Source organism: Methanolinea sp. (assembly GCA_016699325.1).
Classification (GTDB): Archaea; Halobacteriota; Methanomicrobia; order Methanomicrobiales; family Methanospirillaceae; genus UBA9949.
Genome location: CP064971.1, coordinates 1,501,213 through 1,516,287, shown reverse-complemented (window position 1 = coordinate 1,516,287; position 15,075 = coordinate 1,501,213). Strand labels below are relative to the sequence as shown.

General features: G+C 57.5%; 12 protein-coding genes. 9 read left to right on the top strand and 3 right to left on the bottom strand.

All coding sequences use genetic code 11. The features are described 5' to 3' along the window. Positions 1-21: 21 nt before the first annotated feature. Positions 22-747 carry an ABC transporter permease gene (locus IPI71_08005; GenBank protein ID QQR70601.1) on the bottom strand — a complete coding sequence of 242 codons (726 nt, stop codon included), beginning with the start codon at positions 745-747 and terminating at the stop codon, positions 22-24. Next, positions 747-1,709, bottom strand: coding sequence for an ATP-binding cassette domain-containing protein (locus tag IPI71_08000; protein ID QQR70600.1), 963 nt, complete (start codon positions 1,707-1,709; stop codon positions 747-749). Before IPI71_08000 ends, IPI71_08005 begins: the two co-directional genes overlap by 1 nt. 170 nt (positions 1,710-1,879) lie before the next feature. Here IPI71_08000 and IPI71_07995 point away from each other — a divergent pair, with 170 nt between their 5' ends. From IPI71_07995 to IPI71_07965, 7 genes are all read left to right on the top strand, one after another. Next, positions 1,880-2,368 (top strand): hypothetical protein, encoded by a 489-nt coding sequence (locus tag IPI71_07995; GenBank protein ID QQR70599.1) that lies wholly within the window; start codon positions 1,880-1,882, stop codon positions 2,366-2,368. Beyond that, complete coding sequence (locus IPI71_07990) at positions 2,365-3,588, top strand: ABC transporter substrate-binding protein (GenBank protein QQR70598.1); 1,224 nt, start codon at positions 2,365-2,367, stop codon at positions 3,586-3,588. The genes IPI71_07995 and IPI71_07990 overlap by 4 nt, the downstream gene beginning before the upstream one ends. After that, entirely contained in the window at positions 3,585-4,676 is a 1,092-nt protein-coding gene (locus IPI71_07985) for an iron ABC transporter permease (GenBank protein ID QQR70597.1), read from the top strand. The genes IPI71_07990 and IPI71_07985 overlap by 4 nt, the downstream gene beginning before the upstream one ends. Beyond that, the gene (locus IPI71_07980) at positions 4,673-5,452 is read left to right on the top strand and encodes an ABC transporter ATP-binding protein (protein QQR70596.1); all 780 of its coding nucleotides are present in this window, start codon (positions 4,673-4,675) and stop codon (positions 5,450-5,452) included. The genes IPI71_07985 and IPI71_07980 overlap by 4 nt, the downstream gene beginning before the upstream one ends. After that, entirely contained in the window at positions 5,449-9,168 is a 3,720-nt protein-coding gene (locus tag IPI71_07975) for a cobaltochelatase subunit CobN (GenBank protein ID QQR70595.1), read from the top strand. The genes IPI71_07980 and IPI71_07975 overlap by 4 nt, the downstream gene beginning before the upstream one ends. 392 nt (positions 9,169-9,560) lie before the next feature. Next, positions 9,561-10,301 (top strand): hypothetical protein, encoded by a 741-nt coding sequence (locus tag IPI71_07970; GenBank protein QQR70594.1) that lies wholly within the window; start codon positions 9,561-9,563, stop codon positions 10,299-10,301. A 20-nt stretch (positions 10,302-10,321) separates the two neighbouring features. Then, a complete protein-coding gene (locus tag IPI71_07965; protein ID QQR70593.1) occupies positions 10,322-10,462 on the top strand; it encodes a hypothetical protein in 141 nt (46 codons plus the stop codon). Between the two features lie 354 nt (positions 10,463-10,816). Here the strand turns inward: IPI71_07965 and IPI71_07960 are convergent, their stop codons facing one another. Then, a complete protein-coding gene (locus IPI71_07960) occupies positions 10,817-11,464 on the bottom strand; it encodes a formylmethanofuran dehydrogenase (GenBank protein ID QQR70592.1) in 648 nt (215 codons plus the stop codon). 228 nt (positions 11,465-11,692) lie between these two features. Between IPI71_07960 and fdhF the strand changes: the two genes are divergently transcribed. Together fdhF and IPI71_07950 are read left to right on the top strand one after the other, a co-directional pair. Further along, complete coding sequence (gene fdhF, locus IPI71_07955; protein QQR70591.1) at positions 11,693-13,762, top strand: formate dehydrogenase subunit alpha; 2,070 nt, start codon at positions 11,693-11,695, stop codon at positions 13,760-13,762. Then, a complete protein-coding gene (locus IPI71_07950) occupies positions 13,763-14,938 on the top strand; it encodes a Coenzyme F420 hydrogenase/dehydrogenase, beta subunit C-terminal domain (protein QQR70590.1) in 1,176 nt (391 codons plus the stop codon). It abuts the gene before it with no gap. Positions 14,939-15,075 lie beyond the last annotated feature (137 nt).

Below are 15,075 nucleotides of genomic sequence, written 5' to 3'. Positions count from 1 at the left end.
TTCTTCCCGGCTTACCAGGTATCAGAGCGTCACCTTCCTGAAACGGTAGACGCTCACGGCGATCACCACGGCCGCCATAGAAACGAGGAGCCCCAGCCGCGCCCAGAGGATCACGCCTCCCTGGAGGGCACGGATTGAATCGATTGCGTAACTGACCGGGTTGATATAGGCCAGCGGCCTGAGCCATGCCGGCATCACATCGTAGGGCATCAGGGCGCTGCTGGTGAAGAAGAAGGGCATGCTGACCATGGCGTTGAACGCCGCGTAGGCATCGTGGTCGGAGAGGTGCAGGGCGACCGTGGTGGAAAACGCCGAGATAAGCAGGCCGAATAAAGCGAGGATCCCGTAGGTGAGGAGCAGTTCGGCCGGGGAGAAGAGCGCTGCCCCGAGCAGGAATGCCAGCACGAGGATTACCGTTGCCTGCAGCAGCCCGCGGGTGGTGATGAAGAAGATCTTTCCGAAGAGGATGCTCTCCCGCGGTGCAGGAAGGGCCAGGAACTTGTTCAGGAACCCGAGGATCTTGTCGAAGATCAGGAGCGAACCCCCCTGCAGTGCGGCGCCAAGCATGGTCAGCACCAGGATTCCCGGTGTGATGAAGTCGATGTAGTTGGTGGTAAAGCTGGTGGGCAGGGCAAGTCCCACGAAGATCAGCCATGCTGCCGGCATGATGAGCGCTGACACAACCGAGAGCCGCCCCCGTATCCAGCGGAGGAAATCGCGCTCGAAGTAGTAAAGGATATCCTTCATCAGCGCCTCCGGAGCATGGTCCTGAACCGGCGGTCATCGAAACCACCGGCCTCGTCCCTGCTCTTCACCAGGGTGAGAAAGATATCATCGAGCGTAGGAGTCCTCACAGAAATAGCCCGCACCGATGCCCCCTGTCGTTCGAAGTGCCGGACCATAACCGGCGCCACCGTGCTTCCATCCTGCGCGGAAAAGACCAGTTCATCTTCTTCTTCCCCGAGGAACCGGACCCCTTCCGGGACGGTCCCGTCCCATGCGCCGGCGATGCGGACGGTGATGATGTCAGCCGCCTCGTGGTTCTTCAGCCGGGCCGGCGTGTCGACCGCCACCAGCCGGCCGTGCTCGAGGATCGCTACCCGGTCGCAGGAAATATCGGCCTCGTCCATGTAGTGGGTGGTGACGAAGATGGTCATTCCCCGCCCCTTCAGGGCGCGGATATGCTCCCAGATCTTCCTCCGGGCGGCGACATCAAGCCCGATTGTCGGTTCATCGAGGAAGAGGACTTGCGGCTCATGTACCAGGGCCTGGGCAAGCTCCAGGCGCCGCCGCATCCCACCCGAATAGGTGCGGACCAGGTCATCCGCCCGCGCGTCGAGTTCCATGATAGCCAGGACTTCATCGATCCTGTCATCCCGGTGATTTACGCCGTAGAGCTTGGCAAAGAGAGCCACGTTCTCCCTGCCGGTCAGCTTGATGTCCACCGCCATGTCCTGCGGCACGTAGCTGATGTGCTCCCTGACCTCGCGCGCCTCTTCCACCACATCATGGCCGCAGACCGTTGCCGATCCGCTGGTGGGCCGAAGCAGCGTGGTCAGCATAAGGACCGTTGTTGTCTTTCCCGATCCATTCGGCCCGAGAAGCCCGAAGATCTCGTTTCCAACTGAGAGCGTGAGCCCGTCAACGGCATAGAGATCCCCGTAGAGCCGGGTCAGGTCACAGGCCTCGATCGCGGTATCAGCCTTCACCTGGTTTCCCCTTTAGACGAGTGTGGTAATATATGTTGAGTGAGTGGAAAAGACCCTCATGAACCTGGCGGGGATCTGGGTGGTCATCCAACTTTTTCATAACATAACAACTGGGACGTTAATAAATAAGACAATTTTTATGATATGTGCTACGAAATTCAAATATGCATATGCGAACCGGAATCCCGGCCACGGCTCTCGTTCTTCTCATCCTCGTCACCGCCCAGGCAAGCGGGGCGGACATCACCCGTACTGTGATGACGGAGAACAACACCACTGTTGTCACCCTGGTCATCTCGGAACGTTCCGTCACCGGGATCACCGAGACCCTGCCTGCCGGCACTACACTGGCCGGCTGCTCTCTTCCCCCTGAGCAGTACCGCTTCTCCGATGGTGCCCTCCACCTCGCAGTGATCGGTGAACGGGAACTGTCATATACCATCCAGGGAGCCGGTCCGCTCCCGGTGTCCGGGACCTGGATCGATTTCTTGGACGGTTCCCGGGGAACCATCCCCGCCGAAGGGCAGTCCCTGCCTGGAGGACGGCCCACCACACCCTCACCTCCGGCGACAGTGGCGCCCGGCTTCACGGGTGTGGCTGTGCTGGGAGCTCTTGCCATGCTGATACTCCTGTCCTGCCCTGGAAGGTGGGACCGATGACTGGCCGGTACTGGGGGTACGCGCTTCTGGTCATCGCCCTCGTTGTCGGGCCTGCAGCAGGAGCCCTGCCTGCCGACAGCGACGCGGACCTTTCCCTCACCCGGCAGGAACTGGCCTCGGCCATGCTCACCTTCCTTGACTGTCGGGCAGGTGGTTCCTGCAGCGGAGCGCTCCCGGAAGGCGAGCTCATCGATGCGGCATACGTCTTTACCATGTGGGGCGGAAAGCCGAAACAGGTAACCGATTCTTCCAAGGTGACCCGCACCCTCACCCGGCCGCTCCACCGCATCGTGGTGATGAACAGCGAGACCCTAGAGACCCTCCGATCGCTCGGAGTGTCCCCGGAAATGGTGGTCGCCGTGGACAAATACATCGCCCAGAAACCTGAATTCTACCCCGAGTTCCGGAATTTTCCCTCTGTCGGGTCAATCTGGGCCCCGGATTACGAGCGGATCCTCGCGGCCCGCCCCGATGCTGTCTTCCTCTATGCCACGGTCAGCATTACCGAATGCGATGAGATCGAGCAACGCATCACCTCTGCCAACCCGGCAATTACGGTCTTCCGGGTGGACTGCTACCACCCGGCAACCTACCTCGAGGATGTGGAGATCCTCGGAGAGATCTTTGACCGGCAGGAAGAGGGAGAAGAGCTTGCAGGCTTCTACACTTCGATTCTTACAACGCTCTCCGGAGGTCTGGCCTCTCCTGCCGCATCCCCACGTCCCGCGGTCTACTTCGAGACCTGGACCGACTACAAGAGCGCCGGACCCGGCTCCGGGTACCATGACAAGATCGTGCTGGCCGGAGGTGAGAACATCTTTGCCGACAGCGCGGTAGAGTACCCGGTAATTGACCCTGAGGCTGTCATTGAACGCAAGCCCGACATTGTCGTGAAACTGGTAGGAACCGGCGATTACACGTTCGGGGGGTATTCCGGGACCAATGCATCGGCATTCGCTCCCACGTGGCAGGGTCTCATCACCCGTCCAGGGTGGAATGCCATCCCGGCCGTGCAGCAGGACCGGGTCTACCTCATCCACAACGCACTGGTAGGTGGGCCCCAGTATATCATCGGGGAAGCCTACCTTGCCCGGTGGTTCCATCCCGGACTTTTCGGCAGTCTCGACCCCCCGGCACTGCACAGCACCTACCTCACCCGGTTCCAGGGCCTGGAATCATCCCTCGCGGACCCGGCTCTCTTCGTGTACCCGCTTCCATGACAGCGGAACTTGAAGACCAGGGGATTGCCCAGGGGGAAGGTGAGAGGATTGCCGGTATCTACCAGAAGACGCTCAACAAACGGGCGCTCGCGCTCGTTGCACTCGCAGCCGGCATAATCCTTCTCACAGCCGTGGCCGTGACCCTCGGTTCGGCAGGCCTCACCGTATCCGAGGTCTACCTTGCCATTCTCTCCCGTTTCTTTCCCGGATCGGTGGAAGTCGACCAGCTCCATGCCACCATCATCTGGGACCTCCGCCTCCACCGGGTGATCTTTGCCGTTCTGGCCGGGTTCGGCCTGGCCATCGCCGGGGCCATGATGCAGGGGGTACTCCGCAACCCGCTCGCAAGCCCGTTCACTCTCGGGATCGCCTCGGCGGCAAGCTTCGGGGCAGCCCTGGCCATCATGTTCATCCCCACCTACCTCAAAGGAGACCTGGTCATCGTGATCTGCGCATTCCTTGCCAGCCTCCTTGCAGCGGCTGCCATCTACGGCCTCTCCCGCTACCGGGGCATGTCCGCGGAGAGCATGGTTCTTGCCGGGATAATCCTGATGTACTTCTTCGGCGCTGTCACCTCGTTCCTGCAGTACACCGGGAGCACAGAACAACTCCAGGCCGTGGTCTTCTGGATGTTCGGGAGCCTCCAGCGGACCTCATGGCTGAAATGCGGGATCGTGGCCGTTGTGCTTGGGGCCTGCGTTCCCTACGTGATCCTGAGGGCATGGGATTTCAACGTCCTGGCCATGGGCGACCAGGTGGCGCAGAGCCTCGGCGTCCGGGTGGATCGGGCGCGGACAGTCCACATGTTCATCGCTTCGCTCATCACCGCATCGATCATCTGCTTTACCGGGACCATCGGCTTCATCGGGCTGGTCGCACCCCACATCACCCGCCTTGCACTTGGCGGTGACCACCGCTACCTGCTGGTGGCATCGGGAATGATCGGCGCCCTTATACTGTTGCTAGCCGACAGCCTGGCCCGGACCATCCTCGCACCGGCCATCATCCCGGTCGGGATCATGACTTCATTCATCGGCATCCCGTTCTTCCTCTACCTGTTCCTGCGCCGGAAGGAGGAGTACTGGTGATCGCGGAGGTCCGCAACCTCTCGTTCTCTTACAATGAACGAGTGGTGCTCTCTGGTGTCTCCTTCGCGCTTGGTGATGGGGAGGTGCTGGGGGTGGTCGGCCCGAACGGCTGTGGCAAGACCACGCTCATCAAGTGCCTGGACCGGATCCTCATCGCTTCCGGTGAGGTGACAATCCGGGAAAAAACCCTGTCCCGCTACTCCAGCGAAGAACTGGCGCGGACTGTGGCCTACGTGCCCCAGGCCCTCTCGATAGGCATGGCCATGACCGTGCTCGAGGTGGTCCTGATGGGGAGAAGGCCCTATGTCCGGTGGAGCGTTTCGGATACCGACCTCTCCCTGGTAACCGCGATGCTCACCCGCCTGGACATTGGGCACCTCGCCTTCCGGAAGCTGACCCAGGTCAGCGGAGGGGAACGACAGAAGGTGATGATCGCCCGGGCCCTGGTCCAGGATCCCTCGCTCCTGCTCCTCGATGAACCGACCAGTGCGCTGGACGTCCGACACCAGCTCGAGGTAATGTCGATGATCCGGAACATCACTAGGGAGCGGAACATCGGGGCGCTCATGGCCATCCACGACCTCAATCTTGCAGCACGGTTCTGCGATACCATCATCGTGCTCCACCAGGGGAGGGTGGTGGCTGTCGGCTCGCCGGCATCGCTCCTCAACCCTGCCCTCATCGAGCAGGTCTATGGGGTCACGGCAATCGTGAAAAACGAGGGAGGACTCCCCTACATCCTTCCGGTGGAACCTGTCGGGGTAAGACAGCAGTGAGGGTAACGGCAATCGTCTGGGGAAGTGAACTTCCCATGCTCACCACCGCGGCAGAGAGGACCGGCATCTCCCTGACCGGATGGGCGACCTACCGTCTCAAGGACCCGGAGACACTGGACCGGGCGATCAGGAGCCTTAGCGGAGCAGACGTAATCCTCCTCCACCCGACCCCCGATGCCTTCTGGGATAGCATCATCCCGCACCTGGAAAAGGTGGTGCCGGTCATATCCTTCGGCCACGACCAGGTCTTCTGGGAACTCTCCACGGTTCCCCTCCAGGTCACCGCCACGGTGAATGCCTACTTTAGCTACGGAGGGCCTGCAAACATGGAGAACCTGGTTGCCTACCTCCGTGGCCGCATCCTGGGAGAGAATGTCACCTTCGAGTTGCCGGTGGCCGGTCGCTGGGAGGGCATCTACCACCCCGACGCCCCGGATTTTTTTTCCTCAACCGAAGATTACCTGCGATGGCGCGGCCCCTCACACCCCGATACCGTGGGCATCCTGTTCTACCGGATTTACTGGGCGAACGGTGACATGGATACTATCGATGCCCTGATCCGTGAGTTCGAACAGCATGCCAACGTGATCGCCGTGATGACCACCGGGACCGGTGACGAGGAGGCAGGAGCCCTGCCAGCGGTCGAAGTGATGCGGAAGTTCTTTGCAGGACGGATCGATGCTCTTGTCTGCCTCCCGTCATCTGCCCTCTCTCCCGATCCCGGAGCTCCTGAAGAATTGTTCCGGGAACTGAACGTCCCGGTCTTCCACCCCCTGGTGCTCTACTACCGGACCATGGAGGAGTGGTGGGAGAGCAGTGACGGTATCGGGAGCGCGGAGCTCGGATGGTCGGTGGTCCTGCCCGAGATGTACGGGATGGTCGGGATGATCCCGGTCGCAAGCGCCATGCAGGAAGGCCCTGAAGGACCCGACCATGCCTGGCACCGGCCCATCGCTGAGCGGGTGACTACGCTCTGCCGCAGGGTGATGGCCTGGGTGAGATTGAGAAAGGTCCCGGACCACGAGAAGAAAGTGGCCTTCATCCTCAACAGCTCGCCCTGCGCATCGGTCGAGGCGAATGTCGGGGCGGCGGCTCACCTTGATTCCCTGGAGAGCGTGGTCCGGATCCTCCGGAACTTCCGGGACAGGGGATACCAGGTTGAGGTCCCGGAGAGCGGAGACGCGCTCGCCCAGGAGATCCTTGGGAGAAGGGCGATTAACGAGTTCCGCTGGACGACGGTGGAGGACATTGTGCGTCGTGGGGGAGCGCTCGGTTTCGTGGATGGCCCCACCTACCAGCGCTGGTTTGACGAGCTCGATCCCGGTCTCCAGGAAAAGATGGTGTCGTCCTGGGGGGCTCCACCCGGTGAGGAACTTGACAACGTCCCCCCGGCCATGGTTCACGGTGAATCGATCGTGGTGAGCGGGATTTCGCTCGGTAATGCGGTAATCTGCACCCAGCCCAAGCGGGGGTGTGCCGGCTCACGCTGCGATGGCCAGGTCTGCCGGATCCTGCACGACCCGTTCCTCCCCCCGCCACACCACTACCTCGCAGCGTACCGCTACCTGGAACGGGTGTTTGGCGCCGACGTGATCGTTCACGTGGGGACCCACGGTACACTGGAATTTCTCCCCGGAAAATCGGCCGCCCTGTCCGGCGCCTGCATCCCGGATGCTATCATCGGATCACTGCCCTTCCTCTATCTCTACAACTCAGACAACCCTTCGGAAGGAACCATCGCGAAGAGGAGGGGGTCAGCCGTTATCGTTGACCACATGCAGACAGTTATGGCCCCGACCGGGACCTACGGGGCACTCCGGGAACTTGAAGACCGGATCAGCGAATACCGCAAGTTCCGCGACTCGGACCGCGCGAAGGCCCATGCTCTCGAGCATGAGATCATCGACCTCGTCCGGCAGGCCAACCTGGAACAGGATGTCGGGCTGGCCGGCGCCGGGATGGATTTCGATAGGATCCTTGACGGAATCCACCGCATCCTCTCCGGTATCACCCAGACCCGGATACCTGAAGGGATGCATATCTTTGGGTCTGTCCCGGAACGGGAGCGGCAAGCCCGGTTCATCGCTACTACGCTCAACCATGACGGGCGCGTGCATTCCCTCCTGTCCGGGCTGATGGGCCTTGATGAAAAGATTGCAGACTCCGAAATCGCGCTCCTCCGTGTCCTCGACTGTTTTGGCGAAGAGCTCGTCGGGACAATCCTTTCCGGGACGGACCCGGTGGATGCAGCCGGGCAGGTACTCGGTGACCGCCTCGTCCACAAGGATACGGATGGGCTGGAGTTGTTTGCCGGACTGGTCCGGGACCTGGCCGGACGGATGGACTCTTCAGACGAGATCGGAAGCCTGGCAAACGGCATGGCAGGGGGGTATATTCCCCCGGGACCTTCCGGCCTCATATCCCGGGGAAAGACCGAAATTCTCCCCACAGGGAGAAACTTGTATTCGCTCGATCCCCGGGCGGTTCCCACCCCTGCCGCCTGGACCGTGGGCCGCCGGCTGGCCGAACTCACCGTGGAGAAATACAGGGCCGAGCAGGGGGTGTTCCCGGAGAACATTGCGCTGATCTGGATGGCTTCGGACATCATGTGGGCCGACGGGGAACAATTTGCCCAGATCCTGGCCCTCATCGGCGTCGAACCGGTATGGGAACACGGGCGGCTGAAAACGTTCCGGGTCATTCCCCCCCAAGAGCTCGGGCGGCCCCGTATCGATGTGACAGTGCGGATCAGCGGGATTCTCCGGGACTGCTTCTACCAGTGCATCGAGCTGCTTGATGATGCACTGGCGATGGTCGCAACGCTGGATGAACCCGAATCCATTAACTTCATCCGGAAGCATACCGGACCGGGAGAGAATCCCCGCATCTTCGGTGCACCGAAGGGAACCTATGGCATGGGGGTGAACCTCGCGGTCTACGCTTCGGCATGGGAAGGGGTAGAAGACCTCGCGGATATCTTCATCTACTGGAACGGGTTTGCTTACGGCAGGGGAAAGTTCGGGGACGAAGCGCGGGCAGGCTTTATCGCGCAGCTCGGGACAGTAGACCTCACCTTCAACAAGACTGCAACCGACGAGTACGACCTGCTGGGATGCTGCTGCTACTTTGGCTCGCATGGCGGGATGACGGCTGCCGCCCGCAGTGTTTCGGGGCGGAAAGTCGAGGCCTATTATGGCGACACCCGGAATGTGAACCGTGCTGAAGTCCGGACACTGGCCGACGAGATACGGCGGGTAGTGCGGACCAAGCTGCTCAACCCCCAGTGGATCGATGCTCTGAAAGCCCACGGGTATACCGGGGCAAGCGAGATCGCACGTCGGGCAGGGAGGGTCTACGGATGGGATGCCACCACCGGGGAGGTCGATGACTGGATCTTTGACGACATCGCCAGGACCTTCTTCCTTGACGAAAAGAACAGGAAATTTTTCCGCGAGCATAACATCTGGGCACTGGAGGAGATGGGAAGACGCCTGCTCGAAGCAAATGAGCGGGGTTTATGGAAACCAGACGAAGAAGCGATTTCCGGGTTACGGGATGCCTACCTGGAGATCGAAGGCGACCTCGAAGAGGAGATGGGGGAGGTGAGCGGGAGACTTCAGGGCGGGGCGGTCGAAGTCATCACTTCCGAAGAGATCAGGAACTGGCGGACGGCCATGGAGCAGGCCGGGATACATACCAGGAAAGAACGCTCATGAGAACCCCGGGGTATCCACCGGTATGTCATCCTTCGATGAGAATGAAGATCCCGTTAATAACCGGATATCGGGGGATCCGACCGTCCGGGTTTTAAAACCTGACTTCGCCAGAAGAAGGATGAGAAGGTAGTGTTTATATAATTTCATGCAAAAAAACACAGCCTTCTCATTAGGTAATATAGCATTAATCGATAAAATTGATTCGGAGACCAACTTTTTCGCATCAGTTCTTGGCGGAGTTGGTGGTCGAAGCAAGTCATTCATACCATCCGTAAAAGCTTCTCATCAGCAACAAACTCAATCAATCGGTATCGATCAATAAGATTCTGGACTTTACCCCCGACGAACTTCTCAAGACACTGGGGTTTGAAGATACAATTTCAGACCGGAGTTTGTATCGGACTCTGGAACGACTGGGAGAAAGAAAGTCGATTGTTCTTGACCAGTTTCAACGCTGGATCTCCCAGCAGAGCCTCGTGGATCCAACCCAGTTCGTGGACTTCAGTTCGAGTTACTTTGAGGGGACAAAATGTCCGCTGGGGGAGTTAGGGTATTCCCGGGACAATCAGCCAGGGAAACTCCAGATCGCATTTGGGATCAGTGTCGGCCTCAATAACATACCGACGATGCTGACCATCCAGAAAGGAAATGTTCAGGATAAAAAGCATATGCAGATGCTGATCCGGTTATGCTCGAGCGTTCTTCCTGAAGGCAGTCTTCTGGTGTTTGACTGTGGAGGGAATACCCAGGATAACAAACGAAGGATCCGCGATCTGAAGTTCCATTATTTGACCCTGAAAGCAAAGAAGAAAGGACCATACCGGAACGAGATAACGATCTACCATGCCAGGAAAGAAAGCCAGGTTTCATTCGTTTCTGGCAACCGGGTCTATTCATGTGTCAAATATCGGGATGGCGAAGAAGTCCGGTACATATTTTTCTGTGACGACCTGGCCTGTGACCAGTTGACGAAGAAAGCAAGGAAACTTGAGAAAGACCTGGAGAAGGGGAAGGTTCTCACAAAGAAGGTTGAACGCGGAAAAGATCTCGGCCAGTATATCGCTCCTGAGGGTGGATCATCGCCCGTGGTCATCTCCAGAAGATCATTGGCGATATCCCCAACCCCTATGTAACCGGTCTTGAAGGTTTCTTCGTGCTTGAATCAACCATCGATGATGATCCCGAAAACATCCTGAATGCCTACAAGAATCGTGACCGTGCAGAGAAGTTCATCCGGGACCTCAAAGAAGGAGCCGAGCCCGGCCGATCCGGCACTGGTCCAAACACGCGGTGATCGGGTGCGTGTTGATCGTTTTCCTCACCAAAGTCCTGGTGAGTTTGACACAACTTTTCTGTAAAGATCCCGTCGTGAAAAATCTGAAAGTCCTCAAAAATTATCTCACGAATTTGACACTTACGATCATATACCCTTCTTTTGGGTATCCTGTCAAGATCATTTCCAACTTCTCCCCAGAAATACGCCCAATTCTTGGAGATTTTATCAAGAGATATGGTAGCCTGGAGGCGCCAAATCACTGGTAAATTGCTTCTGGCGAATTGGGTTAAGTCGTTTAAATTTGATGGAAGTACTGAAAAGTGGCGAAGTTAGGTTTATATGAGGCCGTATCCAAATGGTGTAATGAGGATATCAATAGTGGGAAATTACCTCGTAATACGACCCTGATCCGCATCCCCTGCACACCCCCCCCTCGATCGTTACATCAGGGACGAGTTCACCGCAGGAGGTACACCGAATTGATTTCCACGACTGCTTGAGAGGAACCCGCACCCTGACCCGCTGGACGGAAAGGATATCCCTTCCGGCCTTGAGTATCTCATCGATTAGTGGGTAGATCATGCTCAGGCTGCTGAACCCGGGGCTGCGCGTATACCACGCATTGATGATCGGAAACTCTTTCAGTTTTTCCGCATCGACATAGACCCGTACACCTTCCGTTTCCGGTGTTTCAGCGGGGCGATTCATGGTCAGGGCGAATTTTCCGATTGGAATAACCTGCAGGCGGTGATTTCCGAACGTGCACCCCGTAATGACCTGGACCGGATCGGGCACGCACCGGTAGGTCTCGGCGATAGCATACAGTCGTTCCCGCGGATGTGCTTCGAGGAGTTCAAGGCAGAAGTCCACCATGAAGACCGCGATGAACGCTCCAGGCGCCGTTACGCCATGAAAGGTGATACTCCGGGTAAACTGGTTCTGGAGCTCGGCGGAAATCCCATATGCATCCATACTCCCCCGCAGGTCGCCAACCTGATGGCCGTCCTTCGGATACTGCATATTTATTCGAGGGATATGTTCAGAAATAATGATTTGGAAAGGATTCTCCTTAAGGTCAGATCGATATATTGATATATATTCTATCGTCTTTATAGACAGTTAATGCCAATATATTAACTAATAAAATTGATTTATTAAAATTTATATAATATTGAGATAAGTCATTAACTGCACAAAAAAGTTAAACCAAATTTTCTGGATTTCCGGAAAATACTCTATGGTGAAGTTATGAGTAAAGACGATGCATTACTGAAGTATGTCACTACCACCTGCCCCTATTGCGGGGTGGGGTGCGCTCTCAACCTCGTTGTACAGAGTGGTAAGGTGGTCGGTGTCGAACCTTCGCAAAGGAGCCCGGTAAACGAAGGGAAACTCTGCCCTAAGGGCGCTACTTGCGATGAGTTCATCCACAGCCCTGACCGGCTGACGAAACCGAAGATCAAGAAAAACGGGAAGTTCGTAGATGCCAGCTGGGACGAGGCCCTAGACCTTGTGGCAAAGAAGTTCAAGGAGATATCCGATAAATACGGGCCGAAGTCGCTCGGCTTCCAAGTCTCTTGCCGGACTCCGAACGAGGAATGCTACATCATGCAGAAGCTCGCCAGGGTAGCCTTCAAGACCAACAACGTCGATAACTGCGCCCGCATCTGCCACGGACCCTCGGTTGCGGGGCTCTCACTCTCGTTTGGTTCAGGTGCGGCTACGAATCCTTTCGAGGACGTCCTGAACGCTGACCTGATCGTCCTGTGGGGCTCCAACGCGGTCGAGGCGCACCCGCTGGCAGGCCGACGGATCGCCCAGGCCAAGAAGAAGGGCATCCCGATAATAGTCCTCGATCCCCGGTATACGCCAACAGCCCGGCTTGGCGACGACTGGATCCGGTTCAACCCGTCCACGCACATTGCCCTCGCCAACTCAATCATGTACTGGATAATCAAAGAAGATCTGCACGACAAGGAGTTCATAAAGACCCGGACCAAGGGATTCGAAGACCTGAAAAAAACCGTCGACAATTATGCCGAAGTCGAGCACATCACCGGAGTGCCGACCGAGAAGGTCAAGGAATTTGCCCGCACGTATGCAAAAGCAAAGAATGCGGTCATCGTGTACTGTCTCGGGATAACAGAACTAACTACAGGCACCGACAACGTCCGCTCGATGGGGAACCTCTCCATGCTGTGCGGAAACATCGGGAGGCCGGGTGTCGGGGTTAACCCGCTCAGGGGCCAGAACAATGTCCAGGGCGCCTGTGACATGGGTGCCTACCCGAACGTCTACTCCGGGTACCAGAAGTGCGAGGTTCCGGAGGTACGCGAGAAGATGGAAAAGGCATGGGGCATGCCCGCAGGATCGCTCCCCGATTGGTACGGGTCGACCCTTACCGAGCAGATCAACCAGTGCGGCGATCCTATCAAGGCTATGTACATCTTCGCCCTGAACCCCGTCGTCTCTTACCCTGACTCTAACCACGTCAAGCGGTCCCTCGACAAACTCGACTTCTGCGTGGTTCAGGACATCTTCTGGACCGAGACCTGCGAGCATGCCGACGTGGTACTCCCCGGCGCCTCGTTTGCTGAGAAAGACGGTACATTCACCAGCGGTGAACGCCGTATCAACCGTGTCAGGAAGGCCGTCAACCCACCCGGTGATGCCAAGGAGGACTGGGAGATCTTCGTCCTGCTGGCAAAGAAGCTCGGGCTCAAGGGCTTCGATTTCAAGTCACCCCAGGAGATCTGGGACGACATGCGCAGCGTAACCCCGTCCATGTTCGGAGCCACTAACCCGCGTATTGACATTCCCGGGTCCGTTCACTGGCCTTGCCCTGCCGAAGACCACCCGGGAACCCCGATCCTGCACATTGGGAAGTTTGCAGCGGCCGATGGCCTCGGTAACTTCTTCGGAATCGAATACCGCCCGCCCGCGGAGGTTGCTGATGCAGAATACCCGTTCACCCTGATGACCGGGCGCCTGATCTTCCACTACCACACCAGGACCCAGACCGATCGGTCGCAAATTCTCCACTACGAGGTGCCAGAAGGCTTTATCCAGATCAATACCCTCGATGCCAAGAAACTCAACATTGCCGATGGGGAGAAAATCAGGGTCAAAAGTCGCCGGGGCGAGAGCACCCCTGTCGCCCGGGTGACTGATGAAGTGGCCCCCGGGGTCCTGTTCATGGCGATGCATTTCCCCCAGGGTGCCAATGCACTTACCAACACCGCGCTTGACCCGTTGTCAAAGATGCCGGAGCTGAAGCACTGTGCCGTAAAAGTGGAAAAGATTGCGGGGGCGAAATAAATGGCTCTCTTTGGCGGAAAACCTGACGTTAAGAAGGGGGACATGTTCTACGCATGGACCACCGATGCTGACATAGCAAAGAAGGCGGAATGCGGCGGTGCTGTCACCACCCTCCTGAAATATGCCCTCGAGAACAAGATGGTTGATGCAGTCCTGGCCGTGAAGCGGGGTGCTGATATTTACGATGCGATCCCGACAATCATCACCAATCCCAAGGATCTGGGAAATACTGCCGGATCCTTGCACTGCGGTACCCTCCTAGTCTCGAAGCTGGTGAAAAATTACTTTGACGGGGCCAAGAAACAGAAACTCGGTATCACCGTAAAAGGGTGCGACCTGATGGGCATCCTCGAGCTTGCAAAGAGGGGTGAAATCGATCTGGACAACCTCCTGTTGATCGGCGTAAACTGTGGGGGCACAGTCAGCCCGATCACTGCACGGAAGATGATTGCCGAGAAGTTCGGTGTCGACCCGAATAAGGTGACCAAGGAAGAGATCGACAAAGGCCAGTTCATCATCGAGTATGAGGGCGGCCACAAAGGTATCAAGATCGACGACCTTGAGGACGAGGGATACGGCCGCAGGAGCAACTGCCGCCGTTGCCTCTACAAGATCCCGCGCCAGGCCGACCTTGCCTGTGGAAACTGGGGTGTGATTGGTGACAAGGCCGGGAAAGCCACCTTCGTCGAGGTCTGCAGCGACAAGGGTGCCGACCTCCTGAGCAAAGCAGTGAAAGCAAAGGCACTTGAGGTGAGCGCTCCGGAACCGAAGGGAATCGAGATCCGGGGCAAGACCGAGAATGCCATGCTCAAACTCGGGCAGAAGTGGCGACAGAAGGATTTCTCGGCTATTTCCAAGAACCTCTGGGAAGTCATCTCCGAAGAAACCGGGCGGTGCATCAAATGCTACACCTGCATCGAGAAATGTCCGGTCTGCTTCCCGGTTGCCGATATGCTCAAGAAGGACTCCACCATGATCCGCAGGGGATTCATTCCTGCCGATCCTATGTTCCACCTGCGCAGGTTCGCCCACATTTCCGACAGCTGCATCAACTGCGGCCAGTGCGAGGAGCTCTGCCCGATGGAGATTCCGCTGGCGCTGTTTGGCAATGCGATCAGGGAAGAGGCCGACCGTGCTTTCGCTCCGAAGCTTGGTCCATCAAAATACTCCAACTAATTTTTTTCCGAAATGTCTCTTTATACCCACCAGTAATCAACAAATTTTCAAGAAAAATAACTAGTTTTATTAATAAAAACTAACACAAGCTTATCGGTTAAACTGCATGCAAAAGTAAAGCATTGCTGACTAACTAT

Coding starts and splice junctions, on each gene's coding strand:
- IPI71_08005 (QQR70601.1), bottom strand. CDS start 747: ATGAAGGATATCCTTTACTACTTCGAGCGCGATTTCCTCCGCTGGATA.
- IPI71_07995 (QQR70599.1), top strand. CDS start 1,880: ATGCGAACCGGAATCCCGGCCACGGCTCTCGTTCTTCTCATCCTCGTC.
- IPI71_07990 (QQR70598.1), top strand. CDS start 2,365: ATGACTGGCCGGTACTGGGGGTACGCGCTTCTGGTCATCGCCCTCGTT.
- IPI71_07985 (QQR70597.1), top strand. CDS start 3,585: ATGACAGCGGAACTTGAAGACCAGGGGATTGCCCAGGGGGAAGGTGAG.
- IPI71_07960 (QQR70592.1), bottom strand. CDS start 11,464: ATGCAGTATCCGAAGGACGGCCATCAGGTTGGCGACCTGCGGGGGAGT.
- fdhF (QQR70591.1), top strand. CDS start 11,693: ATGAGTAAAGACGATGCATTACTGAAGTATGTCACTACCACCTGCCCC.
- IPI71_07950 (QQR70590.1), top strand. CDS start 13,763: ATGGCTCTCTTTGGCGGAAAACCTGACGTTAAGAAGGGGGACATGTTC.